At 68.1% G+C, this 25,799-nt stretch carries 23 protein-coding genes; 13 read left to right on the forward strand and 10 right to left on the reverse strand.

Annotation, left to right across the window (positions count from 1 at the left end; genetic code table 11):
- Positions 1-59: 59 nt before the first annotated feature.
- Genes ABDJ85_RS02510 through ABDJ85_RS02530 form a run of 5 tightly spaced genes read right to left on the reverse strand, consistent with a single transcriptional unit; the run spans position 60 to position 5,481 of the window.
- On the reverse strand, positions 60-2,801 hold the full coding sequence (locus ABDJ85_RS02510) for a protein kinase domain-containing protein (RefSeq protein WP_347703151.1): 2,742 nt from the start codon (positions 2,799-2,801) through the stop codon (positions 60-62).
- A 36-nt stretch (positions 2,802-2,837) separates the two neighbouring features.
- Positions 2,838-3,359 (reverse strand): ECF-type sigma factor, encoded by a 522-nt coding sequence (locus ABDJ85_RS02515; RefSeq protein ID WP_347703152.1) that lies wholly within the window; start codon positions 3,357-3,359, stop codon positions 2,838-2,840.
- Positions 3,356-4,714: a Xaa-Pro dipeptidase gene (pepQ, locus tag ABDJ85_RS02520; protein WP_347703153.1), complete on the reverse strand. Its 1,359-nt coding sequence runs from the start codon at positions 4,712-4,714 to the stop codon at positions 3,356-3,358. Before pepQ ends, ABDJ85_RS02515 begins: the two co-directional genes overlap by 4 nt.
- Positions 4,715-4,738: 24 nt before the next feature.
- Positions 4,739-5,263, reverse strand: coding sequence for a Clp protease N-terminal domain-containing protein (locus tag ABDJ85_RS02525; protein ID WP_347703154.1), 525 nt, complete (start codon positions 5,261-5,263; stop codon positions 4,739-4,741).
- Positions 5,264-5,280: 17 nt separating this feature from the next.
- Complete coding sequence (locus ABDJ85_RS02530; RefSeq protein ID WP_347703155.1) at positions 5,281-5,481, reverse strand: helix-turn-helix domain-containing protein; 201 nt, start codon at positions 5,479-5,481, stop codon at positions 5,281-5,283.
- Positions 5,482-5,613: 132 nt separating this feature from the next.
- On the opposite strand from ABDJ85_RS02530, the gene ABDJ85_RS02535 reads away from it, so the two are divergent.
- Both ABDJ85_RS02535 and ABDJ85_RS02540 read left to right on the forward strand, forming a co-directional pair.
- Positions 5,614-6,300 (forward strand): P-loop NTPase family protein, encoded by a 687-nt coding sequence (locus tag ABDJ85_RS02535; RefSeq protein WP_347703156.1) that lies wholly within the window; start codon positions 5,614-5,616, stop codon positions 6,298-6,300.
- A gap of 202 nt (positions 6,301-6,502) precedes the next feature.
- Positions 6,503-9,061, forward strand: coding sequence for an ATP-binding protein (locus tag ABDJ85_RS02540; RefSeq protein ID WP_347703157.1), 2,559 nt, complete (start codon positions 6,503-6,505; stop codon positions 9,059-9,061).
- 4 nt (positions 9,062-9,065) lie between these two features.
- Here the strand turns inward: ABDJ85_RS02540 and ABDJ85_RS02545 are convergent, their stop codons facing one another.
- Positions 9,066-9,614 (reverse strand): PEP-CTERM sorting domain-containing protein, encoded by a 549-nt coding sequence (locus tag ABDJ85_RS02545; protein ID WP_347703158.1) that lies wholly within the window; start codon positions 9,612-9,614, stop codon positions 9,066-9,068.
- Positions 9,615-9,971: 357 nt separating this feature from the next.
- Here ABDJ85_RS02545 and ABDJ85_RS02550 point away from each other — a divergent pair, with 357 nt between their 5' ends.
- The 3 genes from ABDJ85_RS02550 to ABDJ85_RS02560 all read left to right on the forward strand — a co-directional run bounded on the left by ABDJ85_RS02550 (position 9,972) and on the right by ABDJ85_RS02560 (position 11,284).
- A complete protein-coding gene (locus ABDJ85_RS02550; RefSeq protein ID WP_347703159.1) occupies positions 9,972-10,565 on the forward strand; it encodes a PEP-CTERM sorting domain-containing protein in 594 nt (197 codons plus the stop codon).
- Between the two features lie 105 nt (positions 10,566-10,670).
- The gene (locus ABDJ85_RS02555; RefSeq protein WP_347703160.1) at positions 10,671-10,964 is read left to right on the forward strand and encodes a YlcI/YnfO family protein; all 294 of its coding nucleotides are present in this window, start codon (positions 10,671-10,673) and stop codon (positions 10,962-10,964) included.
- On the forward strand, positions 10,961-11,284 hold the full coding sequence (locus ABDJ85_RS02560; protein WP_347703161.1) for a type II toxin-antitoxin system RelE/ParE family toxin: 324 nt from the start codon (positions 10,961-10,963) through the stop codon (positions 11,282-11,284). The genes ABDJ85_RS02555 and ABDJ85_RS02560 overlap by 4 nt, the downstream gene beginning before the upstream one ends.
- Positions 11,285-11,339: 55 nt before the next feature.
- Here the strand turns inward: ABDJ85_RS02560 and ABDJ85_RS02565 are convergent, their stop codons facing one another.
- Positions 11,340-11,573, reverse strand: a complete 234-nt coding sequence (locus ABDJ85_RS02565) for a DUF1161 domain-containing protein (protein ID WP_347703162.1) — start codon at positions 11,571-11,573, stop codon at positions 11,340-11,342.
- Between the two features lie 325 nt (positions 11,574-11,898).
- Between ABDJ85_RS02565 and ABDJ85_RS02570 the strand changes: the two genes are divergently transcribed.
- Complete coding sequence (locus ABDJ85_RS02570; protein WP_430765509.1) at positions 11,899-13,656, forward strand: AAA family ATPase; 1,758 nt, start codon at positions 11,899-11,901, stop codon at positions 13,654-13,656.
- Positions 13,657-13,816: 160 nt separating this feature from the next.
- The gene (locus ABDJ85_RS02575) at positions 13,817-14,968 is read left to right on the forward strand and encodes a YaaC family protein (RefSeq protein WP_347703164.1); all 1,152 of its coding nucleotides are present in this window, start codon (positions 13,817-13,819) and stop codon (positions 14,966-14,968) included.
- Positions 14,969-15,062: 94 nt separating this feature from the next.
- Here the strand turns inward: ABDJ85_RS02575 and ABDJ85_RS02580 are convergent, their stop codons facing one another.
- Positions 15,063-15,995 carry a LysR substrate-binding domain-containing protein gene (locus ABDJ85_RS02580; RefSeq protein WP_347703165.1) on the reverse strand — a complete coding sequence of 311 codons (933 nt, stop codon included), beginning with the start codon at positions 15,993-15,995 and terminating at the stop codon, positions 15,063-15,065.
- 110 nt (positions 15,996-16,105) lie between these two features.
- Between ABDJ85_RS02580 and bla the strand changes: the two genes are divergently transcribed.
- Positions 16,106-17,002 carry a class A beta-lactamase gene (bla, locus tag ABDJ85_RS02585; RefSeq protein WP_347703166.1) on the forward strand — a complete coding sequence of 299 codons (897 nt, stop codon included), beginning with the start codon at positions 16,106-16,108 and terminating at the stop codon, positions 17,000-17,002.
- 4 nt (positions 17,003-17,006) lie between these two features.
- Here bla and ABDJ85_RS02590 read toward each other — a convergent pair whose 3' ends face one another.
- Positions 17,007-18,563 (reverse strand): acyl CoA:acetate/3-ketoacid CoA transferase, encoded by a 1,557-nt coding sequence (locus ABDJ85_RS02590; RefSeq protein ID WP_347703167.1) that lies wholly within the window; start codon positions 18,561-18,563, stop codon positions 17,007-17,009.
- 28 nt (positions 18,564-18,591) lie between these two features.
- Positions 18,592-19,791 carry a thiolase family protein gene (locus ABDJ85_RS02595; RefSeq protein ID WP_347703168.1) on the reverse strand — a complete coding sequence of 400 codons (1,200 nt, stop codon included), beginning with the start codon at positions 19,789-19,791 and terminating at the stop codon, positions 18,592-18,594.
- A gap of 215 nt (positions 19,792-20,006) precedes the next feature.
- On the opposite strand from ABDJ85_RS02595, the gene ABDJ85_RS02600 reads away from it, so the two are divergent.
- From ABDJ85_RS02600 to ABDJ85_RS02620, 5 genes are all read left to right on the forward strand, one after another.
- Positions 20,007-20,825, forward strand: coding sequence for a crotonase/enoyl-CoA hydratase family protein (locus ABDJ85_RS02600; RefSeq protein ID WP_347703169.1), 819 nt, complete (start codon positions 20,007-20,009; stop codon positions 20,823-20,825).
- Positions 20,822-22,702 carry a feruloyl-CoA synthase gene (locus ABDJ85_RS02605; protein WP_347703170.1) on the forward strand — a complete coding sequence of 627 codons (1,881 nt, stop codon included), beginning with the start codon at positions 20,822-20,824 and terminating at the stop codon, positions 22,700-22,702. Before ABDJ85_RS02600 ends, ABDJ85_RS02605 begins: the two co-directional genes overlap by 4 nt.
- Entirely contained in the window at positions 22,699-23,463 is a 765-nt protein-coding gene (locus ABDJ85_RS02610) for an SDR family NAD(P)-dependent oxidoreductase (protein WP_347703171.1), read from the forward strand. Before ABDJ85_RS02605 ends, ABDJ85_RS02610 begins: the two co-directional genes overlap by 4 nt.
- A gap of 46 nt (positions 23,464-23,509) precedes the next feature.
- Positions 23,510-24,652, forward strand: coding sequence for an ABC transporter substrate-binding protein (locus tag ABDJ85_RS02615; protein ID WP_347703172.1), 1,143 nt, complete (start codon positions 23,510-23,512; stop codon positions 24,650-24,652).
- Between the two features lie 107 nt (positions 24,653-24,759).
- Positions 24,760-25,797: a branched-chain amino acid ABC transporter permease gene (locus ABDJ85_RS02620; RefSeq protein WP_347703173.1), complete on the forward strand. Its 1,038-nt coding sequence runs from the start codon at positions 24,760-24,762 to the stop codon at positions 25,795-25,797.
- Positions 25,798-25,799: the final 2 nt, after the last annotated feature.

Genomic DNA, 25,799 nt, shown 5'->3' on the forward strand with positions numbered 1-25,799 from the left:
GGGATGCCGGCGCCAAAACCGCCACGCGGGGCGCACGCTCCCCTAGGCGTAGGGGGGCGTCAGTGCAGCACGAGCAAGGGCTGCGGCAAGGGCGCGCCGAGCAGCTCGCGGTAGAGGCGGTCGGCCTGGGTGAGCAAGCCCTGCTTTGCCGGGCCGGGCGGCGCCAGCTCGGCCTCCAGGGCCAGCAGCTCGGCCCGCAAGGGGTGGCGGGGGTGCAGCTCGGACGCCAGCAGCCGGTCACGCGCGGCCACAAAGGCGGCACGCCCGGCCTCGGGTGCTGGCAGCGCGGCCAGCCAGGCCTCAATGACGCGGCAGCGCAGCATCGCCGGGCGGGCCTCGTCCATGTGGGCGGCGCGGGCCTCGCAGGCGCTGCGCGCGAGCGTGCCGGTGTCGCGCTGGGCCACGGCCAGCAGCAGCTGGATGAGGGGCTGCTGCAGGTCGGCGCCCTTGGTGTTCAGGGCGCGCACGCCGGCCAGCGCCGTCTGCAGCGTGGCAATGCCGGCCTCGCGTTGGCCGGCGGCCAGCTGCACCTCGCCCAGCACGCGGCGGATGGCCTCGCGGTGCGAGGTGGGCTGGGGGTTGAGTGCCTCGGTGCCGGCCAGCGCGGCCTGGGCGAGCTGCAGGGCTTCGGCCACCTGGCCCGCCTGGCCGGCCTGGCGCAACACATTGGCGAGCGTGGCGCGCTGGGCTTGCACGATGTCGCTATCGGGGGGCTGGGCGGCCAGGGCCGCCGCCAGGTTGGCCCGCGCCTCGGCCACGGCCTCGGGGCTACGGCCGCGCGCGGCCAGCACCTGCGCCCACAGGCCGCGCGCAAACTGCGTGCGCTCCTGGCCCGGGCCAGCGAGGCGGTCGAACTGCGGCAGCAGCACCGCCAGCTCGGCCTCGGCTTGCGCGTACTCGCCAACGATGAAGCGCAGGCGCGCCAGGTTGTAGCCCGTCATCAAGCGGTCCACGCTGCCTTCGCCCCCCAGGCGCTGGGCGTCGCGCTGACTGCGCTCCAGCACGGCTTGGGCAGCGCTGAGGTCGCCCAGGGCCATGTAGATGGTGGCCAGCGAGCCGGCCGTGCGCAGCGACTGCGGGCTGGGCGGCCCGAAGCGCGTCTGGGCCTGCTCACCCAGGCGGCGGGCTTGGTCCAGACGGCCGTCTTTCAGGGCCAGCCACGCCTCGCTGGCCAGCAGCGGCGCGGCCCAGCGGTGGGCCGGGCCAAAGTACTCGGTGGCCAGCGCGGAGGCCTGCGCCAGCGTGCGGCGCTCGGCGCTGTGGTCGCCCATTTCGTCCTGCAGTTCGGCCAGGTCCACCAGCGCCTGGACATGGGGCTCACGCCCCGCACGGCCCGCCTGGGCATGCAGGGCCACGGCCCGCTCCAGCAGCGGCCGGCCCTTGGCGGCCTCGCCGCGTTCGACATAGATATTGGCCAGCGTTTGCAGCAGCTGGGCCTGCACCTCGGGCTGGCCGCTGAACTCGCGGTCGATGCGGCCGGCGTTGAGGTCGAGCAGCTGGCCCACGGTCAGCTCGCGGGCCTGGCCGCCTTGGGGGTCGGCCGTTTGCAGCAGCGTGACGAGGAAGCGCTGCACGGCCTGGGCACGCGCGGCTTCGTCTTGCGCGCGCTGGGCTTGCCACAGCGTGCCGGCGCCGCCCGCGGCCAGGGCCAGCAGCAGTGCCGCGCCCGCGCTCAGGGCCAGGCGCTGGCGCTGCCAGAGCTTGCGCAGCCGGTAGGGCAGGCTGGGCGGGTGGGCCAGGATGGGCCGGGCCTGCAGATGGCGCTCGATGTCGTCGGCCAGCGCCGCCGCCGAGGCATAGCGTTGCGCAGGCTCGGGGTGCAGGGCCTTGAGGATGAGGGTGTCCAGGTCGCCTCGCAGGCGGCGGGCCAGCGCCTTGTCGGCCACGGCGCTGCTGGGGGCAGCCACCTGGGCCGCCAGGATGGCCTCCTCCAGCGCCGCCGCGCTGGCACGCCGCAGCTGGTAGGGCAGGCGGCCCGTCAGCAGCTCGTAGAGCAGCACGCCGAGCGAGTAGACGTCGCTGGCAACGCCGAGCGGCCGGCCGGCAATCTGCTCGGGGCTGGCGTACTGCGGCGTGAGGGCGCGGCCGCTCTCGCGGGTGAGGGCGGTGTCGGTACCCCGGCCCTCGTCGTCCAGCAGCTTGGCCACGCCGAAGTCCAGCAGCTTGACCTCGCCCGCAGCGCTGACCAGCACGTTGGCGGGCTTGAGATCCCGGTGGATGACGAGCTGGGCATGGGCATGCTCCACCGCACGCAGCACCGGCAGCACGAGGCGCAGCCGTGCCGCCACGTCCAGGCCCAGCGCCTGGGCGTGCTCGGTGATGGGCCGGCCCTCCACGTACTCCAGCGCCAGCCAGGGCTGGCCGGCGGACTCGCCTGCGTCCAGCACCTGCGCGATATGCGGGTGCTGCAGGGTGGACAGGATGGCCCGCTCGCGCACAAAGCGCTCCGCCAGCACCCGCGAGCCCCAGCGCGGGTGGGGCAGCTTGAGGGCCACCTCGCGCGCGTGGGCGCCGTCCAGCCGGCGCGCCAGCCACACGGTGGCCATGCCGCCATGGCCCAGCTCACGCAGCAGCAGCCAGGGGCCCAGCGCGGCGCCGGCCTCCCAGACGCGAGCGCCCTGCGACAGGAAGTCGCCCGTCTCGATGGCGCGGCGGTCTTGCAGCATCTCGCGCAGCGCGGCATCCAGCCGGGCCGGCAGGGCCAGGGCCTCGATCCAGGCGGGGCGCTCGGGCTCGGTCAGGTCCAGCGCGGTGTCGAGGTGGCGCAGCAGCTGGGCCCATTCATGGCGTTCGAGCTTCATGGATGGCCTAACGGATTCGGCAGGCCGGAACCGCCATCAATCCACCTTGAGGATGGAGAACAGGTAAGAGCGTGCCCGCTCCCAGTCGCGCTCCACGGTGCGCAGGCCCACGGCCAGCAGGCTGGCGATCTCGTCGTTGGCGAGGCCGCCAAAGTAGCGCAGCTCCACCACCTGGGCCAGGCGCGGCTCGATCTGGGCCAGCTCGTCGAGGGCCTCGTGCACGCGCAGCAGCTCGGGCTCGGCGCTGGCGGCCAGCTGCTCGCCAAAACCGGTGGTGATGGCCAGGTGCGCCGCGCCGCCGCCGCGCCGGTCGGCCTGGTGTTCACGCGCCAGGTCCACCAGCACCGAGCGCATGGCGCGCGCGGCATAGCCCAGGAAGTGGGCGCGGTCGCCAAACGCCTCGGGCGCTGCGGCGACCAAGCGCTCGTAGGACTCATGCACCAAGGCTGTGGTGTTGAGCATCGCGGGGCCGGGGCCGCGCAGCCGCGCATGCGCCAGGCGCCGCAGCTCGGGGTAGAGCTGGGCGTAGAGCGCATCGACGGCCTTGGAGGTGGTCATTGCGCGTCGCCCATCCGCGCAAAGGCCTCGCGGGTGAGGTTCTCAGGCGCGGCGTCGCCCGCGCCGCAGGCCACGTCGTCCTCGATGCGGATGCCGCCATAGGGCGCCAGCTCTGCCACCCGCGCCCAGTCCACCGCGGCGGCGGCGGGGCTGGCGCGCAGCGCGTCCAGCAGCATCGGGATGAAGTAGAGCCCGGGCTCGATGGTGACGACCATGCCGGGGGCGAGTGTGCGCGTGAGGCGCAGGTAGCGGTGGCCCTCAGGCCGCTCGCGCGTGCCGCCCAGCTCGCTGGCCATGTGGCCGCCGATGTCGTGCACCTGCAGGCCCAGCAGGTGGCCGATGCCGTGGGGGTAGAAGGCGTGCGTCACCCTCTCGGCCACGAGTGCCTCGGCGCTGGTGCCGGGGCGGGCCAGGCCGCTCTCCAGCAGCACGCGGGCGAGGCGATGGTGGCTGCTGAGGTGGATGTCGCGGTAGTCCGTGCCCTCGCGCACCTCGGCCACCAGGCCAAGCTGCTCGCGCTCCATCAGCTCGATCAGCGCGGCAAAGCGCTCGTGCCCGGGTGCGGCGGTGGTGCGGGTGATGTCGCTGGCATAGCCGTTGACCTGGGCGCCGGCATCGATCAGCAGGCTGCGGGCTTGCGGCGGCGAGGCCACGTCTTGATGCTGGTAGTGCAGCACGGCGGCGTGCTCGTTCAGCGCCACGATGTTGGCGTAGGGCAGGTCACGGTCGGTGTGGCTGCTGGCCACCAGGTAGGCGCGGTGGATCTCGGCCTCGCTCGCGCCCGCCAGAAAGGCAGCGCGTGCAGCCGCATGCGCGGGCGCGGCCCGGCGTGAGGCCGCGCGCATCTGCGCCAGCTCCCAGGGCGTCTTGCAGGCCCGGGCCCAGTGCAGGCGGTGCAGCAGCGCTTCGGGGTTGTTGGGCGTAATGCCAGGCAGTGCGGCATCCAGCTCGCCAATCACGGCGGTGCGCGGGCCGAGCACATCCTGCAGCGCCGCCACCGCCTGCTCGGGCTCGCTGATGAGCACCAGCTCCACCTCGTCCACCCACGCGCCACTGGGCGGGCTGGGCGGCACATGCCAGTAGTCGGCCGGCTGGTAGACCACCACGCGCGGCTTGCGCCCCGGGCGCACGGCCAGCCAGGAGTGCGGGTGCTCGGTCAGCGGCACCCAGTGCTTGAAGTGCGGATTGGGCTGGAAGCCGTAGGGCCGGTCGTCCAGGAAGGCGAACTTCTCGATGCCCGAGGCGATGACCAGGGCCTCATGCCCCGTGGCCGCCAGCGCGGCTTCGGCCCGCTGCTGGAGTGCGGCAAGGTGCTGGCGGTAGAGGTTGGCGTCAGGGCTGGAGTCGCGGCTCATGCGCGGCATTGTGGGCTGGCCGGCTCAATGCGCGGCTTCGGGCGCCAGCACGCCGCGCGCCGCCTCACCCAGCGCCTGGGAGCCCACCCCGAGCAGCCGGAAGGCACGCGCCGCCACGCTGTGCTCCTCTTGCGCCACCGCCAGCAGCACATCCGCGCCCCTCAACGCTCGCGGCGCGCGCGCCGGGGCGCTAGCGGCCAGGCGCTGCACCAGGGCCTGGCCCGAGGCCTCGGCCTCGTAGAGCGTCGGCGCGGGTGCGGCCGGTGGCCGTGGCGCGCTCTCGTTGGGCTCGGCAAGCAGCTCGACACCGACTCTCGCCAAGGCCTGCCGCTGCTGCGAGACAAGCGCTTCGCGAAACCCGGCCTCGCTCAGCCCCAGGGCGGCAAAGACCTCCCCCGCCGAGCCGTCCGGCAGGCCCAGCGCCGCGAGCACGAAATGCTCCGAGCCTGGCTTGACGCGCCCTGCGCCGCGCGCCACCTGCTCGGCGGCTGTGGCGAGGGCCGACAGGGTTTGAACGTCCTGCATCTTGCGCTTGAGGATGGCAAACATCAGAGGTCTCCTTGGGCTCACTTGCTCGGTTGTAGGTGCGACAGCCGCCGGTGCGCGGCCTGCTTGGTCACGCCCAGCGCCTCAGCAATCTGCGACCAGGACCAGCCATTGCGCAGCGCCAGTTGCACGGTCTTCGCCTCTAGTTCGTCGGCCATCTGCCGCAGGGCCAGCACGGCGGCCAGGGCCTCGGCGGTATCGGAAGGGCGTGGGATCTGCATGCCGTCAATGATCGTTGACGGTATGCAGCCTGTCAACAGGTGTTGACGAATTGATTGCGATGGCGCCGCTGGCATCGATTCTTGCTAGACCCAGGGATGGGGGCCACTTCCGTGCACCCGAATGGGAATTCCATGAGTCAGATTCACTGGATCGGTGGCGAGAAGGGCGGCGTGGGCAAGTCGCTGGTGGCGCGCTTCCTGGCGCAGCACTTCATCGACGGCGGGCAGCCGCTGCGCTGCTTTGACACCGACCGCTCGCACGGCGCGCTCTTGCGCTACTACGCCGACTACACCTCGGCCACGCCGCTCGACTCGAACGACAGCCTGGACTGCGTGCTGGAAGCCGCCGCCGCCGGCCCTGAGCAACGCGTGGTGGTGGACATGGCCGCGCAAACCCAGGCGGCGCTGACCCGCTGGCTGCACGACGCCGGCGTGCCCGAACTGGCCGCCGAGCTGGGCGTGACGCTCAACTACTGGCACGTGATGGACGCCGGCCGGGACTCCGTCGAGCTGCTGGCCCAGTGGCTTGACGGCCCCGGCGCCGCCTTGCCCCTGGTGCTGGTGCTCAACGAGGTGCGCGGCGAGCGCTTTGAGCTGCTGGCCGCCTCAGGCCTGCTGGACCGCGCCCAGGCCGCCGGCGCCCGCGTGCTGCACCTGCGCAAGCTGCCCGACGCCCTCGTCCAAAAGCTCGACGGCCAAGGCCACAGCTTCTGGGCCGCCCAGCAACCCGGCGCCCTGGGCCTGCTGGACCGACAGCGCTTGAAGCTGTGGTTGCAGCGGACGGGCGAGGAGCTGGCGGGGCTGACCCCGGCGATCTAAGGGCTGGGGCGACGGTCATCGGCAGGCAAGGCTCCGGCCGAGCGGTAGCCGCTCGCCTCACCAGCGGCCGGTGAAAATGGCGCACGGGCATGAAGCCAGCCCTTGCCGGCCCTGCGACTGGCTTGTGGCCTCGCCCGCATGCCGCCTTGCCGAGCAGGCGCCGCCCCACCCCGCAATCCGCCGCCGCGCCTGACTCCCGTTGATGAGCGACACCTGCCTTCGGTTTGACTGCTTCGAGATGCAGCTCGCGGATCGGCGCGTGCTGTGCGGTGGTCGCGAGGTCGCGCTGCGCGGCCGTGCTTTCGACGTGCTGGCGGCGCTGGCCCAGCGGCCAGGCCGGCTCGTGAACAAGGACGAGTTGCTGCAGCAGGTCTGGCCGGGGCTGGTGGTGGAGGAGGGCAATATCGCGGTGCAGATCGCGGCGATACGGAAGGCGCTTTTCCCCGAGCTGATCGCCACGGTGCCCGGGCATGGCTACCGCCTGACTGCAACACCGATCGTGTCAGACGCAGCCCTTGCACAGGCCGCTGCCAGCGGCGCCTCGCTGTTGACGGAGCGGCCCGGCGTTGCGGTTGCGGCCCCAGCGCTTTTCGGCCGCGAGGACGACATGGCCCGCGTGCGCGCGGCACTGCAAATGCCGGGCTGTGTCACCGTGACCGGCACTGGCGGTGTTGGCAAGACCGCCTTGGCCCGCGCCTTGTACGTGGGCTGGGATCTCGGCCCCGCCACCTGGATCGACCTTTCGGTCTGGCCGGCAGACGACGACTTGCAGCCGGCCCTGAGTGCCAGCCTCGGCGTGCATCTGGAGGCCAGCGCCGGCGACGACAGCCCCCTGGGCGCTACCCTGGACGCCGTGCTCGGCGGCGCAGGCCGGCTGCTGGTGCTGGACAACGCCGAACATCTGCTGGAGCCCCTGGCGGCCCTGCTGCCCCGATGGCTGGCAGCGCTGCCCTCGCTGCACCTGCTCGTCACCAGCCAGGCCGCTCTGAGGGTGTCAGGCGAACGGCTTGAAAGCCTGGCGCCGCTGGCCCTGCCCGCCGATCAGGCCGACGAGGAAGAAGTCAGCCGCAGCAGCGCCGTGGCGCTGTTCCTCGCGCGGCTGCGGGCACTGGACTCACGTCGCCCATGGGCCGGCGATGCCTTGCCCCTGGTGCGTCAGCTGTGCGTTCGGCTGGACGGCTTGCCCTTGGCGATGGAAATGGCTGCGGCGCGCGTGCCCCTGCTCGGCCTGCAGGGCGTGCTGGACGCCGTTGACCAACGCTTTGCGCTGCTGCGCCTTGGACGTCGCGACAGCCCGGCGCGCCACCAAAGCCTGCTGGCGGCGCTCGACTGGAGCTTCAGCCTGCTGGACCCCGAAGACCAGCAGCTCTTCAGCGCGCTGGGGGTCTTTGCAGGCAGCTTCACGCTGAACCAAGCGGTGGCCGTGGCGGGCAAGCGCGAGGAAGCCCGGTGGGAAGTCATTGATCGCTTGGCGGTGCTGGTCGAGCGCTCGCTGCTCAGCGTGGGGCCCGAGGACCCACCCCGCTACCGCCTGCTGGAAACGCTGCGTGCCTATGCGCTGCAGCAATTGCAGTCCGACGGCCGCGAGCAGCTTCTGCGGGGCCGCCACGCACAGGCGATGCTGGACCTGGTGCGCGCCGCCGACGAGACGCCCGAAGGACCCCTGCGCGACGCAAAGACCGAACAGGTCTTGCAGGACATGGGGCAAGTGCGCGAAGCCTTTCGCTGGTCGCTGCAGCACGACCACCCCACCGCCCTCGGCCTGTCGGCCCACGGCGCGGGACTGGTGGAGCTCAGCGCTTGGCGCAACGAAGTGTTCGGCTGGCTGCGCCAATGCGAGCCCTGGGTCGGCACGGCGCCCGACACGGCGCTCCGAGCGCTGTGGTGGCGCCGGTATGCGCGCCTGCTGTACGTTTTCCATGACCCACGCGCCGTTGCGGCTGCCGCCGAGGCCACGCGTTTGGCGCGCAGCGGCAACAACCCCCTGGCGCTGTTCTGGGCGCTGGCGGTTTCGGTGCAGGCGTCAGCCACCGCCACGGCGTCCGCGCCGGCCGCCACCCGGGAGCAGGCCTCGGCGTGGGCGAATGAACTCGCGCAATTGCTGAACCGCCATCCGGACTGGCCACCTGAGGCCGAAATCATTGGCCTCCGCACTCGCGCAACGCTGTGCAGCAGCATCGGCGACTTCGAGGGCGTGCTCAGGCACCGGCAGACCGAGGCCGCACTGGCCCGCCGCAGCGGCCTGAAAACCCGTGCCGCCGTTGCCGACTTGAACGTCGGCTGGACCTTGAACCGCCTGGGGCGCCACGCCGAAGCCTTGGACGCGTTTCGGTCCTACCTCGATGGTGCGCCACCCATGGACTTCAACACCGCCTTTGCGCATGTGCATGCGGTGCGCAGTCTGATCCTGATGGACCGGCTGGACGAAGCGCTGGCGGCGTCTGCGGCGGCCCTGGCCGCGAGCCGTCAGGTCCATTGGCTGGAAATTACCGGTGTGATGGCGCTGCTGGCCGCCAAGTTGGGTCGCACGCGAACGGCCGCCTTGCTGCTGGGGCATGCCCGCCAGGCCTATGCCTCGCGCGGGCTGCCGCTGCCCGATGCGCCGCTGTTCGACTACTGCCAGGCCGCTGAACGGCTGCAGGCGCAACTGGAGCCAGGCCTGCTGGCCCGACTCATGGTGCACGGCGCCCTGCTCGATGCCGAAGCGGCCGACCAGCTGCTGTTCGCATCCAGCGACGCCAATGCCCTGAGCGCCGTGTAGGCCTTCAGCGGCGCTGCTTTCTGCGCACGCCCGCAGCCAGGATGCCGCCCGTCAGCGCCAGCAGCAGCGTCTGGGGCTCGGGCACCGCCTGGCCTGCCTTGAACTCCCGCACCGCCACCGCATTCAGGGGCGCAAGGTCGAAGTAGACACGTGAGCTGCCGTTGGCGGCCAGGAACGTCCAATACCTGTCGTAGGTGGGCCCGTGCGAATCCAGGCTGTCGGTCCAGTAGAAGTAATCCTCCACGCCCGTGAAGTGGCTCTGCAAGCCCGCCAGCGTGCCCCCGACGCTGGGATCGGCCCACAGGGTCTGGAACTCTTCGAGCTTGGGCAGGCGCCAGTCGCCCGCCGCCGCGCCGCCCACCGTCAGGCTGGCCGCCCAGTCACGCTGCCAGCTCAAGAAGTAGGTGGTGGACTGACCCCAGTCATACAACCACAGCAAGTTGGTCTCGGTGTCCAGCACCTCCTGGCCATTGCTCTGCAGCACCAGCGCCGCCTGCGCCATGCCCGTCGCGGCCGTCAGGGCGGCAGCGGCCACCCATGTCTTCAGCTTCATCATTCTTTGAGCTCCTGGGAGCGTGGGCCAGCAGCACCTTGCTGCCTGGCCGCGTCTCGCCAACACCCGCACTGTGGCGCGCCAGCCGGCCACGCGTCTTGAAGGCGGTCTAAAGGATTTCTTAACGCCGCGCCCGGCCTCGGGGCGCGCGGCTTAAGCGGCATTACAGAACGCCTTAAGGACGGCATGCGGGGTCGCGCCAGACACTGACTGCTTCGCTCCGGACTGCCGGCGCGCTGCATTTCTCAAACGCAAATGGCGTGCAATCGCCCACCCCCACCCATGACCTCCAAAAGCCTCCTGCTGGCGCTCGCCAGCCTCTGCCTGACCCTGCCAAGCGCGGTCCAAGCGGCTCCCGTGACGGACCTGCCCGGTTCCCTCCTGATCGAGACGCCCAGCGTCAATCGGCCCAATGATCTAGGCCAGTCCGCGCCCCGGGCTTATGCGCCGGGCATCACCTGGTCCAGCGACGTCCCTTCTGCCTTCGGGTTCCATCGCCTGTATGGATTCCAGGACAACGGCGCCTGGTTCAACAAGCCGATGATTGGCCTGGGCCAGGCGTCAGGCACGATGACCCTGAGCTTCGCCGCCCCGGTCGCTGGCGTGGGGGGCTTCTTCAACTACGCGCAGAGTCTTGGCGCCCCGATCGGCGATGCGCCGACCATTGCCATCTACGACGCCGCCCACCACCTGCTCGACTCGACCGTGCTCAACTTCGACACCGGAAGGGCCGACCTCAGCGGCTACTTCTTTGGCTTCGACGTCGGAAACGCGCTGATTTCGTCGTTCGAGATGTCGGGCGCCTACATCGGCATGAGCGACCTGCGCGTGCTGGCCGCTGACACGACACCGGCCCAAGTGCCGGAGCCAGCCACCCTGGTGCTCGCGGGTGGCGCACTCATGGTGATGCGAGGCATGTCCCGCCGGCAGCGTCGCCTGCCGAACGCCTGACTCGGCTGAGCGCTTCGGCGGCGCCCATTCGTTGCGCTCAACTCGGGCGAAGCGGTGCGCCTTGACATCCTTGTCAATGCATTGCATTTGCATTACATTGACTGCATGAAGACCTCCACCCTCCCGGCCGTGCGCGTCGAGCCCGCATTGCGAAGCGATGCCGAAGCGGTGCTTGATGAAGGCGAATCACTGTCGGATTTCGTCGCCTCTTGCGTGCGCGATGGCGTGGCCTGGCGGCGTACGCAGGACGCCTTCCTCGCGCGTGCCCAAGAGGCTGTCGCGCGTTCTGAGCGTGAAGACAGCGGGATTTCGCCGTCGGAAATCCTGCGGCGGATGGATGTGCGGCTCGAAGCGGCTAGAGAGCAGCTGGCAGCACGCAAGCCGAGCGCGGGGAAGTGACCGTCTACCGCGTCGTCCTCGCCGAGGAGGCCGCCGAGGACTTGCTGCGGATCGAGGACTTCCTCATCGCACGTGAACTGGCCAGCGCAACACCTGACCTGGATGTCGTGCAGCGGCTCCGAGACGCGATTGACCGAGCCCTTCGACTGCTGGAGTTCTCACCGTACTCGTGCCGCAAGGCCGCTCGCGCCTTGAACATCATGCAACGCGAGCTGATCGTGCCCTTCGGGAACACCGGCCTCATTGCCGCGTTTGAAGTCCGCGGCGAGGTCGTCCGCATCGGCGCCATTCGTCATCAGCTTGAGCAGGACTACCACTGACTGAGCGGCTGGGCCGCCCGGCAGCCCAGCGGCCTGCGCGGGGGCATCCGCCCCCTCAGCCGCGCTTGTAGACCAGCTTCTTGCTGCCCGCCTCGCAGCTGCCCACCACCTTGGCGTCGGCCGGCACCTTGTCGGCCTCGACCGCGTCGAGCGCATAGCCCTTGACGCCCTTGGCATCCAGCTTGGCCGCAATCTCGGCCTTGAGTTCGTCGCAGGGCTTGGGCGCGGCCTGGGCGGCGATGCCGGCGGCAGCCAGGGTGGCGAGGGCGATGAAGCGGAACAGGGTCATGGTGCGAAGGCCTTGGATGGCAGGAGCCCCATGCTCCTACGTGGGCTGATTGTGGGTGCGGGGCAGCGCGGCGAGGCGCTGCGCGTAACTGCTTCTGGTGCACGTCACCAAGTGAATTTGTACTAGTAGCGCGTGCCGCTTTTGTCGACAGAATTGGCCGCCTGAATACGCTGGTAGGCGACCAGCGAAGCTTTCAAATTAAATAGCTTGGCCAACCGACGTATGGACTGCTAGAGCAGATAGGGCTGACGTTAGGGCGACAGGTGGCTGTCCCCCCAAAATACAAGTTATGCCACCCAAACTTTCACCCACTAGCTAGTCCGCAATGCGAATCCGTAGCTTCACAGTGCAGAACCAGCGGGCCGTTCGGCTTGCGGCTTGCGACAACGTCCCGGGCATCATGGTCATCACCGGTCCCAATGGCTGCGGGAAGTCCACGCTCCTAAACGCACTCAGAGGCGCAGGTGAAGGACCGGGCCGCACGATGTACGTCGGCCCACATCGAACGAGCCGCCGACAACAGGTTCGCATGCGATTCCTTGGCCAACAACGAATCGAAATGAGTTCCGTGCTCTCGGCGAGCAACTTGCCCGGCTTCGAGGGCATGCATTTCCAGTCGAATGACAGAGACGCGTGGAATTTCGACGAAGCGCAGAGCTTCCTGAAGTACAGCCTCTGTCAGATCGAACTTGAACGCCAGAACGCAATTGCAAGCCGATTCGATGAAGTTGGTGCCGTGCGACGCGAAGACATGCCAGACGTCTGGGCCCCTCTCAAAGAGTTAGCGCACAACCTGCTACCTCACTTGCAGTTTCACCGCATTGACCTAGCCAATCGCGACCAGATCCGCTGCCTGTGGAACGTTCACAACAAGGACGTTCAGGTCGATATTGATGATCTCAGCTCCGGCGAGAAGGCAATCATTCAATTGTTCTTCCCGCTTGTCGAACACCGCGTGAATCAGAACCTTGCCAAGATGCGCGGAACGGAAGCGGCTCCCCAGCCCGGCGCAGTTGCCGTCCTTATGGACGAGCCCGAGCTCCATTTGCACCCGAACCTGCAGGCCAAGATTCTTGACTACATGCGCGGACTCGCGGTCCGAGAGGGCGTGCAGTTCATCCTCGCTACTCATTCACCGTCGATGGTCGAACACGCTTCAAACGAAGAGTTGTATTTGCTTAGGCCTGCTGAACTGATCGAACACGATACGAACCAACTCGTTCGCATAGCCGACAGCGAAGAACGCCTCGCAGCCATCCGGACTCTATTTGGATCAACTTCGAATGCAACGGCACTTCGCACGGTACTGGTCGTTGAAGGAAAGAGCGCCGACAAGTCCAGCCGTAGGCCTGCAGACGCGAAAATTTATGGCTTCCTGAGTGATCGCTTCGGGCAACTCACGGTTATTGCTGGTGGTGGAAAGTCTGAGTGCAAGACACTTGTGCGTGCCCTGAACGATTGCTTGCCTACCCTTGCTGGGAATTTGAAGGCGACGGCCCTGCTGGACCGCGACACCCTCGAAGAGTCGCCGGCGCAGACCGATCAGGTTTGGCTGCCCGTTTCGATGATTGAGAATCTTCTCGTAGATCCCGAAGTCATCTTTCGCGCGATCGAGACGGTCCGACACAAGACAACCCTCCAGACTCCGGCCAATGTTGCTGCCGCGCTTGATGAGGTGCTGCTTTCGCTCCAAGATCATGAGTTGAGTCGCAGGATCAAGGCTGCTGTAGACGCCCGCACGTTTCGGCTTAGTGACCCGGTGGAGACAGCGCGAGAGCAAGTTCAGGCGTTCGCTAGCACGCTTCTCGCCGATTTGTCCGACGAGAACTTCTCTCGCATACGGTCTGAGGCAGCGGCAAAAGTCGCCGCGCTAGCCGCCGCTCAGAAGAGGCGAGAGATGTTCGATGGCAAGCGCGTCCTCGACGAGCTGTTCAAGGCGCACATTCACACGACCGGAATGTCTAAGGAGATCTTCGTATACCTTTGCGCAAAGGAAGCCGCCTCAAGAACATCGGTCACAAGCTTCGTCGAAGCACTATTTGCATCCATCGGAATCGTCACTGCCGAGGTCAGTTCGGCATAACCCTTTGGTGGAGCGGCAGATCCGCTGGCATGGCCTTGGCCCGCAACGCGCTCAGCCGTAACGTCTACCCATTGAGCCAAGCGCCATCCCCGCGTCGGCCCGTCAGCTCAAACGCTAGCCCGCAAAAGCCACCCTCATTTCGTCGAAGGGTCGAAAGCTTATGGTTCTCCCCGCTGCACGAGCAGGTCAACGACTTCGAGTCAACGGAAAGCTGATTCCATTCAGCTCTTGGCCAACAAAGATCGGCCCGAAAGGCAACGCAAGCCTGCAGTCGCTGCTCTTCTCGCTTGATCCCTGGGCAATCATCGACCAGACCATCAAGACTTCATGCTCTGCTGCAGCACGGCCAGAAGCCCTCGCGTGCATGAATCAAGCGCGCGACTTTTTCGAAGGTGCTGTAGACACCCAGCGTGTATCAGCACGACCCTTGGCCCTTTACTACTGCTTCATGAACCTCGTGAAGGCGTTCTGCCTCTCTCGCGGAACCCGGCCAACATTCAACAAAGCTCAGCACGGACTTTCCGAGATGCTCCGCGCACCAGGCAACCGTGAGCTAACTGATGCCTTCCTGCGGGCGTTCGTGAGCCCCAATGGCAGCGGCGATCTGCAAAACTTTTCCGAGTTCATGGCAGCTCTAACTGGCACTGGGCTAGCGGCCATTCAAGACTACGACGTGCCGGTGCTTCTGCCGCAGATCCTTCCGGGACACAGGTTGTGGTCATCTGCGGCAAACAAAAAAGAACGCTTCATCGCGGTCCACGATATCCGCCCTTACCTTAACAAGGCCACACGCGAGCTTTGGCTGAACCTCTACTTCGTCGCGGACGACCTCTCCCGAATCGGCGTAACGATCACACGATTTCTTGCCGAGTCGAAACTTGGACCGGCATTCGTTCAGGTCACCTGCGACGAAGTTGACAGTGCTTCGCGCGAGTTGATCTGCTTCCAGCAAGTCGCACCCATCGTTTGCCCAAACACGAAGTACGCAAACTCACTTCAGTCGCTCTTCGATTCAATTCGGGGATTGCTCTGGGCGACTGTCTCAACAGTACCTCCATATCGCAGGCACTACGTCTACCTGCGGCCGGCTTCTGAGGACACACAAACCTTGCCTCAGCTGCTCTCCATCTACATCCTCTCCTACTACTTGGGCTCAATAACGCGCTATCGCCCGCACCACTTCCCCGCCATAAACGATGGGGTCTTTGGCCCTCGCATTCAGGACTTCATCTCTGGGCAGGCGCAACAGTTCTTGTATCTCTTGGCTTCAGAGTTTGCCCGCCGTGAGATCGCCAAGCCCTCCATCCTCTAGTCGCGGTGCCGCCTAGCCTTTCGAATATGGACATCCCCCACAACTGCAATGGCCTTGTCGATTGGGGCTGGCTGGACGAGGCTCCTGCAGTTGTTTATCGGGCATCTGCAGTGGGATCGTTGAAGTCCCGTGCCGACATGGGGCCTGCATCACTGCGGGGTCTGCCCACCAACCAATCCCGAAACGCCGCCCACGCCGGCCCAGACTCACGCGTCAGGCTGCGAGTCAGCCAGTAGCGGCCCACGTCCACCGTGGCCTCGAAGGGCTGGGCCAGGGCGCCTGAGGCGAGCTCGCGGGTGAAGAGGGCGGGGGGTGCGAGGGCCACGCCAGCGCCTTGCACCGCCGCCTGCACCATCAGCACGGACGAGTCGAACTGCGGGCCGCGTGCGACCAGGGCGGGGCAGCCGGCGGCTTGGGCCCAGGCGGGCCAGTCCTGCGCGCGGTAGGAGCGCAGCAAGACCTGGCCCCGCAAGTCAGCCGGTGCGCGCAGCCGCGCGGCGATGGAAGGGGCGCACAAGGGGCTGAGCGGGGCGGCTTGCAGGGGCAGGGCCTCGACGCTGCGCCAGGCGCCGTCGCCAAAGCGGATGGCGGCGTCGAGCGTCTCGGTGGCGAGGTCGACCTTGTTGTTGTGGGTTTGCAAGCGCAACTCGATGTGCGGGTGCCGGGCCTCGAAGTCGGGCAGGCGCGCGAGCAAGTGGCCGTGCAGATAGGTGCCCACCACGGCCACGGTGAGGCGCTCGCGCGGGGCGCTGCTTTCAAACTGCGCGAGCGCGGCGTCGAGCTGGGCAAAGGCCTGCTGCACGGCGGGCGCCAGGCGCGTGCCTTCGTCGCTGAGCTGCAGGCCGCGCGCGGTGCGCAGGAAGAGCGGCTTGCCCAGCTGGGCCTCCAGCGCCTTGATCTGCTGGCTGACCGCCGCCTGCGTCACGCACAGCTCATCGGCCGCGCGGGTGAAGCTGAGGTGCCGCGCGGCGGCGGCAAAAGCGTGCAGGCTGTTGAGGGAGAAGCGGGCGAGCGACGTGGAGGGCATCAGAAATTCTTATGGCAGATGCAAGTAGAGATCGTTTGGCTGAGAGTGGTGCCCTGGAAAGAATGCGCTCCGCACTCCACACATTCGCAACCCACCCCATTAGTTTCGCTATGAATCTCACCCGCCGCACCGCCTTGTTCATGTCGCTCGCCGCCTGCGCCACGGCGCGCGCCGCCGCCCCCCGGTCTGAACCCCCGTTTGAAGCCCTGGCCCAGCTGGAGCGCCGCGCCGGCGGCCGCTTGGGCGTGGCGGTGCTCGACGTGGGCACGGGCCAGGCCTGGGCCCACCGGGGCGACGAGCGCTTTGGCATGTGCTCGACCTTCAAGTTGCCGCTAGCCGCCGCCACGCTGGCCCGCATCGATGCCGGCACCTGGCAGGGCACCGACACCCTGCTGCTCCGTCCGCAGGAAATCGTGGGCCACGCGCCCATCACCCGCGCCCGGGTGAAGCAGGGGCGCATGAGCCTCATGGACCTGGCCCAGGCCGCGCAGACCCACAGCGACAACGGCGCGGCCAACCTGCTGCTGCGTCACCTGGGTGGACCCGCGGCCTTCACGGCCTGGCTGCGCACGCAGGGCGACGCGACGACGCGCATCGACCGCATGGAGCCCGAGATGAACCACGTGGTGCAAGGCGACCTGCGCGACACCACCACCCCGGCCGCGATGGCCGCGCTGACCGCCCGCCTGGTGGTGGGCGACAGCTTGCTACCCGCCAACCGCGAACGCCTGGTGGGCTGGATGCGCGCCACCGAGACCGGCCTGCGCCGCCTGCGCGCCGGCCTGCCGGCCAACTGGATGTGCGGCGACAAGACGGGCACCGGCATGTCGCCCGACATGCCCGACCGCTACAACGACGTGGCCGTGTGCTGGCCCGCCGGCCGCGCGCCGCTGGTGATCGCGGCCTACTACGAGGGCCCGCACATCAACAGCGAGCGCATCCGGCCGGAGGCTGAGGCGGTGCTGGCGGATGTGGGGCGGCTGGTGGCGGCTCAGTTCACGGGCTGATTGCTCACCCGGCCAGGGCGGCGCGCAGCCCGCCCCACACCTCCCGGAAGAGGCCGGCGTCCATGCGCTTGAGGTCGCGCACGATGGGCTTGAAGTCCATGTGGGCGAGCACGTCTTTTTCCAGGTCGATGCCGGGGGCGATCTCGGTGAGCTCGATGCCTTCGGGGGTCAGGTGGAAGACGGCGCGCTCGGTCACGAAGATGACCTGCTGGCCGCGCAGCGCGGCGTCGTGGCCGTTGAAGGTGATCTGCTCGACCTGCTGGATGAACTTGCGGCTGCGGCCTTCGGTGTCGATGCGCAGCACGCCATCGCCGATGCTGAGCTTGAGGCCGCCGGCGGTGAAGCTGCCGCAGAAGACGAGGCGCTTGGTCGAGCGGGTGATGTTGACGAAGCCGCCGCAGCCGACCGGGCGGCCGTTGAACTTGCTGACGTTGACATTGCCTGAGCTATCCACCTGCGCGAGGCCGAGGAAGCTGGCGTCGAGGCCGCCGCCATCGTAGAAGTCGAACTGGAAGCTCTGCTCGATGATGGCCTCGGCGTTGTAGGCGAGGCCGAAGTCGCCGCCCTGGGCGGGGATGCCGCCGGTGATGCCGCTTTCGATGCTGAGGGTCAGGGCCTCGGCCATGCCTTCTTCGGCCGCCACGGCGGGGATGCCGGCGGGGATGCCGATGCCGAGGTTGGTGATGGCGCCGAGCTTGAGCTCCATGGCGGCGCGGCGGGCAATGACCTTGCGCTCATCGAGGGCCATGGGCGGCAGGCTGCCGGTGGGCACACGGATGTCGCCGCACAGCGCGGGGTCGAACTGCGTGGCGATGCTCTGCATGTGGTTCTGCGGCTGCGAGAGCACCACGTAGTCGATGACGACGCCGGGGATCTTGACGGCCTTGGGGTGCAGGGAGCCGGCCTTGACGATGCGCTCGACCTGGCAGATCACGATGCCACCGCAGGCGCGCGCGGCCTGGGCGATGGAGAGCTGCTCCAGCAGCATGCCTTCCTTGTCGAGCGTGATGTTGCCGTTCTCGTCGGCCACGGTGCCGCGGATCACGGCGACGTCGATCTTGGGCGACTTGTAATAGAGCCACTCCTCGCCCTCAAACTCGATCAGGCGGACCAGGTCTTCGGTGGACTTGCTGTTGAGCTTGCCGCCCTCCAGGCGCGGGTCGACGAAGGTGCCGAGGCCGACCTTGGTGAGCACGCCGGGCGAGCGGCAGGCGATCTGGCGCGTGAGGTGGGAGAGCGAGCCCTGCGGGAAGTTGTAGGCCTCGACCTCGCCGCCATAGACCATCTTCATCATCTCGGCGCCGGTCTGCCCGAAGTGGCCAGCCACCACGCGCTTGATCATGCCGGGGTGGGCGAAGTGCTTCATGCCGGCCGTGCCGGAGTTGCCGATGGCGCCGCAGGCCCAGGTGCTGAGGGCGCGCGGGTGGCCGGTGCTGAGGAAATGCTGCTCCAGCGCCGAGAGGATTTCCTCGGGCAGGCTGGTGACGGCCAGGCCGCCCAGGAAGATGGTGGCGCCGTCGGGGATCAGGGCGCCGACGTCGGCGGCTTGGATGACTTTCATGGGGCTTGCAGTCGAAAGAGATAAGAGATCAGCGTGAGTCGGTAACGCGAATGACGGTGGCTAGGCCGGTGTCGCCAGCGGCGCAGCCGGTGAAGAGGCCGATGCCGCCGCCACGCAGCACCAGCTCTTCGATCAGCTCGATGACGCCGCGCAAGCCGGTGGGCGCCTGGGGGTGGCCCCAGATGAGGGAGCTGCCGTAGTTGTTCATGCGCTCCCAGGGGAAGCCGAGGTCGGCCGCCAAGGCCAGGTCGTTCACGGCAAAGGGGTTGTGCGTCTTGATGGCGTCCACCTGGGCCACGTTGAGGCCGGCGCGCTGCAGGGCCTGGGCGGCGGCCGGGCCGGGGGCGGCGGGCATGTAGCCGGGGGCCTCGCGGTGTTGGCCAAAGCTGAGCAGCTCGACCTCGATACCGGCGTCAAGGGCCAGCTCGCGGGCTCGCTCGCGCGTGGTGACGAGGGCGCCGGCATTGCCGTCGGCCGGGTGCGTCTGGCCGCCGAAGGTGACAGTGCCGCCCTCCAGCACGGGCTTGAGCTTGGCCAGGCCCTCGGCCGTGGTGGGGAAGATGCCTTCGTCAGCCGCCAGGGTGCCCGTGACCTTGCGGAAGCGGCTGTCGGACAGCGGCACCTCGATCATGTAGCGCTTCTGGAAGGCGCGGTCGTCGGCCAGCGCGGCCTGGTATTGCTCGTAGCGGCGCAGCTTCACGGCGTGCTGCTGCGCGGTGCTTAGACAAAAGCGCGCCGCGACGTTCTCGCCCGTCTTGATCATGGGGTTCTTGGCGTAGGGGTCGTGCGCCATGTTGTCGGGCACCCAGTGCTCGGTCAGCCCATAGCCGCCGCTGCCGGTGGGGTCGGGGTAGTAGACGACGGGGCCGTTGGACTGGCGGTCGGCCATCACGAGCAGCGCGCACTGGCTGCTGCCGTCGCGCACCTCGTGGCTGGCCATCTGCAGCGCCCGCACGCTGGTGGCGCAGGCCTGCTGGATGGTGGGGCCGGCCACGCGGTCCAGGCCCATCATGCCGGTGAGCCAGGGCAGGCCGTAGAAGCTGCCCTTTTGCGGGTTGGTTATGCCGAGGATGGCGAGGTCGATGGCCTCCAACGGCACGCCACGCGCGGCCAGAGCCTGCTTGCCGCACACCGCCGCCAGCTGCACAGCGTTGAGGTTGGCCAGCGAGCCCTGCCATTTGGCAAAGGGCGTGGACCAGTAGGCCCCATAGGGGATGAAGGCGGCCATGGTGGGTTGTCTCCTGCTCGACCCCCATGGGGGGCACTCATTAGATGGTAGTACGCTTAATTTTTGTAATCAAGTTCCGCGTCGATGGGCGGTCAAGTTCGTGGATCCACGGGGGTCAATCACTAGGGAAAGTACCTGGACTACGGGCTTGAAATGCACCGGAGACTCACCAATGATGTCATCATGTAGTTCACGACAGTAAACAACTGAACCTCATGAACGCCACCCCACCCAGCGCCACCCTGAGCCCGAACCCAAGCACCGCCACCGACCTGCTGCAGATCAGCCAGGTCGAGCGTGTGCTGCACATCCGGCTCAACCGGCCTGCCAAGCGCAATGCGATCTCGGACGCGCTGATTGCCCAGATCCACACCGCCGTGATCAACCTGCCGGCCGATGTCGGCGCCATCCTGATCAGCGGTGAGGGCGAGCACTTTTGCGCGGGGCTGGACTTGTCGGAGCTGGTCAAGCGCGACATCGGCGGCGCGGTGCTGCACTCGCGCTCCTGGCATGCCGCCTTTGATGCCTTGCAGTACGGCAAGGTGCCCGTCATCGCCGCGCTGCATGGCGCGGTGGTGGGCGGGGGGCTGGAGCTGGCCGCCGCCTGCCACATCCGCGTGGCGGACTCGGGCGCCTACTTTGGCCTGCCCGAGGGGCAGCGCGGCATCTTCGTGGGCGGTGGCGGCTCGGTGCGCATCCCGCGCCTGATGGGCGTCTCGCGCATGACCGACATGATGCTGACCGGCCGCGTCTACAGCGCCGACGAGGCCGAGCGCTATGGCCTGGTGCAGTACCTGGTCGGCGAGGGCGAAGCGCTGGAAAAGGCCATGGCCCTGGCCCAGCGCGCCGCCAAGACCGCCCCCATGACCGCCTTTGCCGTGATGCACGCACTGCCGCGCATTGCCGAGCAGAGCCCCAGCGAAGGCCTGTTCACCGAGTCGCTGATGTCGTCCATCGCCGCCAGCACGCCCGAGGCGCAGGCGCGGCTGGAGGCCTTCCTGCAGGGCCGGGCCGAGAAGGTTGTGAAGTCATGAGTGGGTCCACGTCCTCGGCGCCCCACCGCTTTGCCCGCGTGGGCGGCTGCACGGACGCCTTCCTGAGCGTCCGCGACGACGGCGTGCAGGTGCTGAGCTCCAAGGAGCCGCTGGAGCCCTACCCGGCCAGCCTGACCGACGTGCTGGAGCGCTGGGCCCGCGAAGCCCCCGAGCGCACCGCCCTGGCCCAGCGCAATGCGCAAGGTGCCTGGCAGCGCCTCAGCTATGCCGAGCTGCTCACGCAAGCCAAGTCCATCGGCCAGGCCTTGCTCGACGCCGGCGTGACGGTGGAGCGGCCGCTCGTCATCCTGTCGGACAACAGCCTCGAACACGCCGCGCTGATGATGGGCGCGATGTGGGCGGGCGTGCCCTTTGTGAGCGTGTCGGTAGCCTATGCGCTGCTGTCGACTGACTTCGCGCGCCTGCGCCACATCGTGGACATCACGACGCCCGGCCTGGTCTATGCCGCGCATGAAGGCTTTGGCCGCGCGGTGGCCGCCACCATCGCCGCCGACGTGCCCGTGGTGATGGGCCAAGGCACCTTGCCCGACCGCAGCACCCGCCCCTTTGCCGAGCTGCTGGCCACGCCCCCGGGCGCGCGCGTGGCGGCGGCGCACGCGAGCGTGGGGCCTGACACCATCGTCAAGATCCTGTTCACCAGCGGCAGCACGGCGCGGCCCAAGGGCGTGGTCACCACGCAGCGCATGCTCAGCGCCAACCAGCAGATGCTGCGCCAGTGCATGGCCTTCCTGGGCGACGAGCCGCCCATCCTGCTGGACTGGCTGCCCTGGAGCCACACCTTTGGCGGCAACCACAACATCGGCATCGCGCTCTACAACGGCGGCAGCCTCTACATCGACGATGGCAAGCCCACGCCGGCTGGCCTGCCGCTGACGGTGCGCAATCTCAAAGAGATCTCGCCCACGGTCTACTTCAATGTGCCCAAGGGGCTGGAAGAGATCGCCAAGGCCATGGACCACGACGCCGAGCTGCGCGAGTGCTTCTTTCGACGCTTGAACGCCATCATGTTTGCCGCCGCCGGTCTCTCGCAGGCGGTGTGGGACAAGCTCGACGAGCACGCCGTCGCCACCATCGGCGAGCGCATCCGCGTGCTCTCGGGCCTGGGGATGACCGAGACCGCGCCGTCCTGCATGTTCGTCGTCGGCACGCATGCCCGCGCCGGCTACATCGGCCTGCCCTGCCCGGGCGTGGATGTGAAGTTGGTGCCCATGGACGGCAAGCAGGAAGTGCGCTTCCGCGGCCCCAATGTGATGCCCGGCTACTGGCGCGAGCCCGAGCTGACGGCAGCGGCCTTCGACGAAGAAGGCTTCTACCGCACCGGCGATGCCGCGTGCTTTGTGGACCCCGAGCGCTTGGAGCTGGGCCTGCTGTTTGACGGCCGCATTGCCGAGGACTTCAAGCTCAGCACCGGCACCTTTGTGAGCGTGGGCCCGCTGCGCACGCGCATCGTGCTGCAGGGCCACCCCTATGTGCAGGACGCCGTGCTCACCGGCATCAACCGCGATGAACTCGGCGTGATGATCTTCCCGCGCCTGCCCGACTGCCGGGCGCTCAGCGGCCTCGGGGATGCCGCCAGCGCGGCCGACGTGCTGCGCCACCCGGCCGTGCGCGAGGTCTTCCAGCGCCTCGTGGACCAGCTCCACGCGCAAGGCACCGGCAGCGCCAACCGGGTCGAGCGCATGTATTTGCTCGTCGAGCCGCCCTCGCTGGCGCAAGGCGAGGTCACCGACAAGAACTCCATCAATGTGCGCGCCGTGGTGCAACATCGCGCCCAGCTGGTCGAGGCCCTGTATTGCGGTGAGCCTGCCGACCCCTGGCTCTTGCTCCCCCAAGCGGCCCCTCAGGAAACCCCATGAAGATCGCCTCTCACGCAGCACTGGTCACAGGTGGCGGCTCCGGCCTCGGCGAGGCTGTGGCCCGCGAGCTGGCCGCGCAAGGTGCCAAGGTCGCCGTGCTCGACATCAACGCCGCCAACGCCCAGCGCGTGGCGGCCGACATCGGCGGCCTGGCCTGCCCCTGCGACATCACCGACACCGCCTCGGTGCAGGCCGCACTCGATGCCGCCGAGGCCGCCCACGGCCCGGCCCGCATCCTGATGAACATCGCCGGCATCGGCACGGCCAAGCGCGTCGTCGGCCGCGACGGCAACCCCGCGCCGCTCGAAGACTTCGAGCGCGTGGTGCGCATCAACCTGATCGGCACCTACAACGTCATCCGCCTGGCCGCCGCGCGCATCGCCAAGCTGGAGCCGCTGGACGACGGCGAGCGCGGGGCCATCCTGTGCACGGCGTCTGTGGCGGCGTTTGACGGCCAGGTCGGGCAGGAGGCCTATTCGGCGTCCAAGGCCGGCGTGGTGGGCATGACCCTGCCGCTGGCGCGGGATCTGGCCCAGCACGGCATCCGGGTCTGCACCATCGCGCCCGGGCTCTTCGCCACGCCCTTGCTCAAAGAACTTCCGGAGGAGGTGCAGGCCAACCTCGCCGCCTCCATCCCCTTTCCCAAGCGTCTTGGTCAGCCAAGTGAATTTGCTGCACTGGCAGCGCACTTTGTGACCAATGGGCACCTGAACGGAGAAGTCATCCGCCTAGATGGTGCACTGCGCATGGCCCCGCGCTGAGAGAGAACCAGCGCTTTTCCACTGCAAACCACTCCTGGAGACATTCATGCGAATCAACACCTTGCGGACCCTCGTCGCTGCGGCGGCGCTGGCCGCCACCAGCCTCGTGCAGGCCGACGTGACCATCGGCGTGAGCCTGCCGCTGACGGGCCCGGCCTCCGGCCTCGGCATCCCCGTCGGCAACGGCATCAAGATGTGGCCCACCAGCATTGCTGGCCAGAACCTCAAGGTCGTCGTCTATGACGACGCCACCGACCCGACCAAGGGCGTGCAGAACGCCAACCGCTTCGTCGTCGAAGACAAGGCTGACCTCGTCATCGGCTCGGCCGCCACGCCCGTCGCCGTCGCCATGGCCGGCCCCCTGGCTGAAGCGCAAACCATGCAGATCATGGTCTCGCCTGGCCCGCTGCCCCCGGGCAAGGACGCCTGGAGCTTCCGCATCGCGCAGGCCAACGCCATCATGGCCCACCCCATGGTCGAGCACATGAAGGCCCAGGGCATCAAGACCATTGGCTTCCTCGGCTACTCCGACGCCTACGGCGAGAGCTGGCTCAAGGACCTGACCGCCGAGCTGGAGAAGAACGGCAACGGCATCAAGATCATCGCCACCGAACGCTTCGCCCGCGCTGACACCGCCGTCACCGCCCAGGCGCTGAAGCTCGTTGCCGCCAATCCCGATGCCATCCTCGTCGTGGCCTCCGGCTCCGGCGCCGCCATGCCGCACAAGGGCGTGATGGAGCGTGGCTACAAGGGCAAGGTCTACCAGACCCACGCCGCCGCCTCGCGCGACCTGATGCGCATTGGTGGCAAGGACGTCGAAGGTGCCTTCGTCGTCTCCGGCCCCGCCGTGGTGGCCGAGCAGCTGCCGGCTTCGCACCCCTCCAAGGCCCTGGCCCTGGACTACGTGCAGAAGTACGAAAAGATCTACGGCCCCGGCTCGCGCAACCAGTTCGCAGCCCATGGCTATGACCTCGGCCTGTTGCTGGAGAAGATCATCCCCATCGCCCTGAAGACCGCCAAGCCCGGCACGCCCGAGTTCCGTGTCGCGCTGCGCAACGCGATGGAAAACCTCGGCCGCACCGTGCTGTCGCAAGGCGTCGTCAACTACACCAAGGACAACCACTGGGGCTTCACCATTGAAACCGGTGTGATGCTCAAGGTGGTCAACGGCGACTGGCAGGTCAACTGAACCTGCTGATGTATCGCAGCGGGCGGTGCTCTTGCACCGCCCTTCTGCTGGCCTGATCGAGTCCCCGTCCGCCGGGTGGGGCCGATCGGCCTTTACCTGGATTTCCCATGGACCTCTCGATTGCCAGCATCCTGCTCATCGACGGCCTCTCCAATGGCGCCATCTACGCGCTGCTGGGGCTGGCCACGGTGCTGCTCTTCACCATCACGCGGGTCATCTTCATCCCGCAGGGTGAGTTCGTTGCCTTCGGTGCGCTGACCCTCGCGCTGCTGCAGAACCGCCAGGTGCCGGGCACCGTGTGGTTGCTGCTGATGCTGGCGGGCCTCGCCGCCTTGCAGGAGCTGGTCAATGGCCTGCGCGCCAAGCGCGGCATGGCCACTACAGCCAAGGCCATGGCGCGGGTGCTGGCCTACCCGGTGGCCATCAGCGCCTTCACCTTCTACGCCGCGCCGCTGGGGCTGCCGCTGCTGGTGCAGGCCTTGCTGTCGATTGCGCTGGTGGTGCCGCTGGGGTCCCTGGTCTACCGCCTCGCCTATGAATCCATCGCCGATGCCTCGGTGCTGGTGCTGCTGATCGTGTCGGTCGGCGTGCACTTCATCCTCGCCGGCCTCGGCCTCATCTTCTTCGGCGCCGAGGGCTTCCGCACCCCGCCGTTCTGGGACGAGCGCTTCAACGTCGGCCCCGTGCTGCTCAGCGGCCAGGCCGTCATCACCATGCTGGCCACCGTCGCGCTGATGGGCCTGATGTGGCTGTTCTTCGAGCGCACGCTGCGCGGCCGCGCCTTGCGCGCCACCGCCGTCAACCGCCTCGGTGCGCGGCTGATGGGCATCTCCACCGTCAATGCCGGCCGCCTGTCCTTCACGTTGGCGGCCTTCATCGGCGCCCTGTCGGGCCTCTTGATCGGCCCGACCACGACGGTCTTCTACGACAGCGGCTTCCTGATCGGCCTCAAGGGCTTCGTCGCCGCTGTGTTTGCCGGCCTCGCAAGCTACCCGCAGGCGGCCATCGGCGCCCTGGCTATCGGCATCCTGGAGGCCTTTGGCGCCTTCTGGTCCAGCGCGTTCAAAGAGGTGATCGTGTTCACCGCCATCCTGCCCTTCCTCCTGTGGCGCTCCCTGCGCGACCCGCACCACGAGGAGCACTGATC

This window comes from Roseateles paludis (genome assembly GCF_039872745.1).
Classification (GTDB): Bacteria; Pseudomonadota; Gammaproteobacteria; order Burkholderiales; family Burkholderiaceae_C; genus Pelomonas; species Pelomonas paludis.

Bases quoted from the DNA above. Each gene is read 5' to 3' on its own strand.
- ABDJ85_RS02615 (WP_347703172.1), top strand. From the start codon at position 23,510: ATGCGAATCAACACCTTGCGGACCCTCGTCGCTGCGGCGGCGCTGGCC.
- ABDJ85_RS02555 (WP_347703160.1), top strand. From the start codon at position 10,671: ATGAAGACCTCCACCCTCCCGGCCGTGCGCGTCGAGCCCGCATTGCGA.
- ABDJ85_RS02610 (WP_347703171.1), top strand. From the start codon at position 22,699: ATGAAGATCGCCTCTCACGCAGCACTGGTCACAGGTGGCGGCTCCGGC.
- ABDJ85_RS02600 (WP_347703169.1), top strand. From the start codon at position 20,007: ATGAACGCCACCCCACCCAGCGCCACCCTGAGCCCGAACCCAAGCACC.
- ABDJ85_RS02535 (WP_347703156.1), top strand. From the start codon at position 5,614: ATGAGTCAGATTCACTGGATCGGTGGCGAGAAGGGCGGCGTGGGCAAG.
- ABDJ85_RS02570 (WP_430765509.1), top strand. From the start codon at position 11,899: ATGCGAATCCGTAGCTTCACAGTGCAGAACCAGCGGGCCGTTCGGCTT.
- ABDJ85_RS02605 (WP_347703170.1), top strand. From the start codon at position 20,822: ATGAGTGGGTCCACGTCCTCGGCGCCCCACCGCTTTGCCCGCGTGGGC.
- pepQ (WP_347703153.1), bottom strand. From the start codon at position 4,714: ATGAGCCGCGACTCCAGCCCTGACGCCAACCTCTACCGCCAGCACCTT.
- ABDJ85_RS02545 (WP_347703158.1), bottom strand. From the start codon at position 9,614: ATGAAGCTGAAGACATGGGTGGCCGCTGCCGCCCTGACGGCCGCGACG.
- ABDJ85_RS02580 (WP_347703165.1), bottom strand. From the start codon at position 15,995: ATGCCCTCCACGTCGCTCGCCCGCTTCTCCCTCAACAGCCTGCACGCT.
- ABDJ85_RS02515 (WP_347703152.1), bottom strand. From the start codon at position 3,359: ATGACCACCTCCAAGGCCGTCGATGCGCTCTACGCCCAGCTCTACCCC.
- ABDJ85_RS02525 (WP_347703154.1), bottom strand. From the start codon at position 5,263: ATGTTTGCCATCCTCAAGCGCAAGATGCAGGACGTTCAAACCCTGTCG.
- ABDJ85_RS02590 (WP_347703167.1), bottom strand. From the start codon at position 18,563: ATGAAAGTCATCCAAGCCGCCGACGTCGGCGCCCTGATCCCCGACGGC.
- ABDJ85_RS02540 (WP_347703157.1), top strand. From the start codon at position 6,503: ATGAGCGACACCTGCCTTCGGTTTGACTGCTTCGAGATGCAGCTCGCG.
- bla (WP_347703166.1), top strand. From the start codon at position 16,106: ATGAATCTCACCCGCCGCACCGCCTTGTTCATGTCGCTCGCCGCCTGC.
- ABDJ85_RS02510 (WP_347703151.1), bottom strand. From the start codon at position 2,801: ATGAAGCTCGAACGCCATGAATGGGCCCAGCTGCTGCGCCACCTCGAC.
- ABDJ85_RS02575 (WP_347703164.1), top strand. From the start codon at position 13,817: ATGGTTCTCCCCGCTGCACGAGCAGGTCAACGACTTCGAGTCAACGGA.
- ABDJ85_RS02530 (WP_347703155.1), bottom strand. From the start codon at position 5,481: ATGCAGATCCCACGCCCTTCCGATACCGCCGAGGCCCTGGCCGCCGTG.
- ABDJ85_RS02565 (WP_347703162.1), bottom strand. From the start codon at position 11,573: ATGACCCTGTTCCGCTTCATCGCCCTCGCCACCCTGGCTGCCGCCGGC.
- ABDJ85_RS02595 (WP_347703168.1), bottom strand. From the start codon at position 19,791: ATGGCCGCCTTCATCCCCTATGGGGCCTACTGGTCCACGCCCTTTGCC.
- ABDJ85_RS02620 (WP_347703173.1), top strand. From the start codon at position 24,760: ATGGACCTCTCGATTGCCAGCATCCTGCTCATCGACGGCCTCTCCAAT.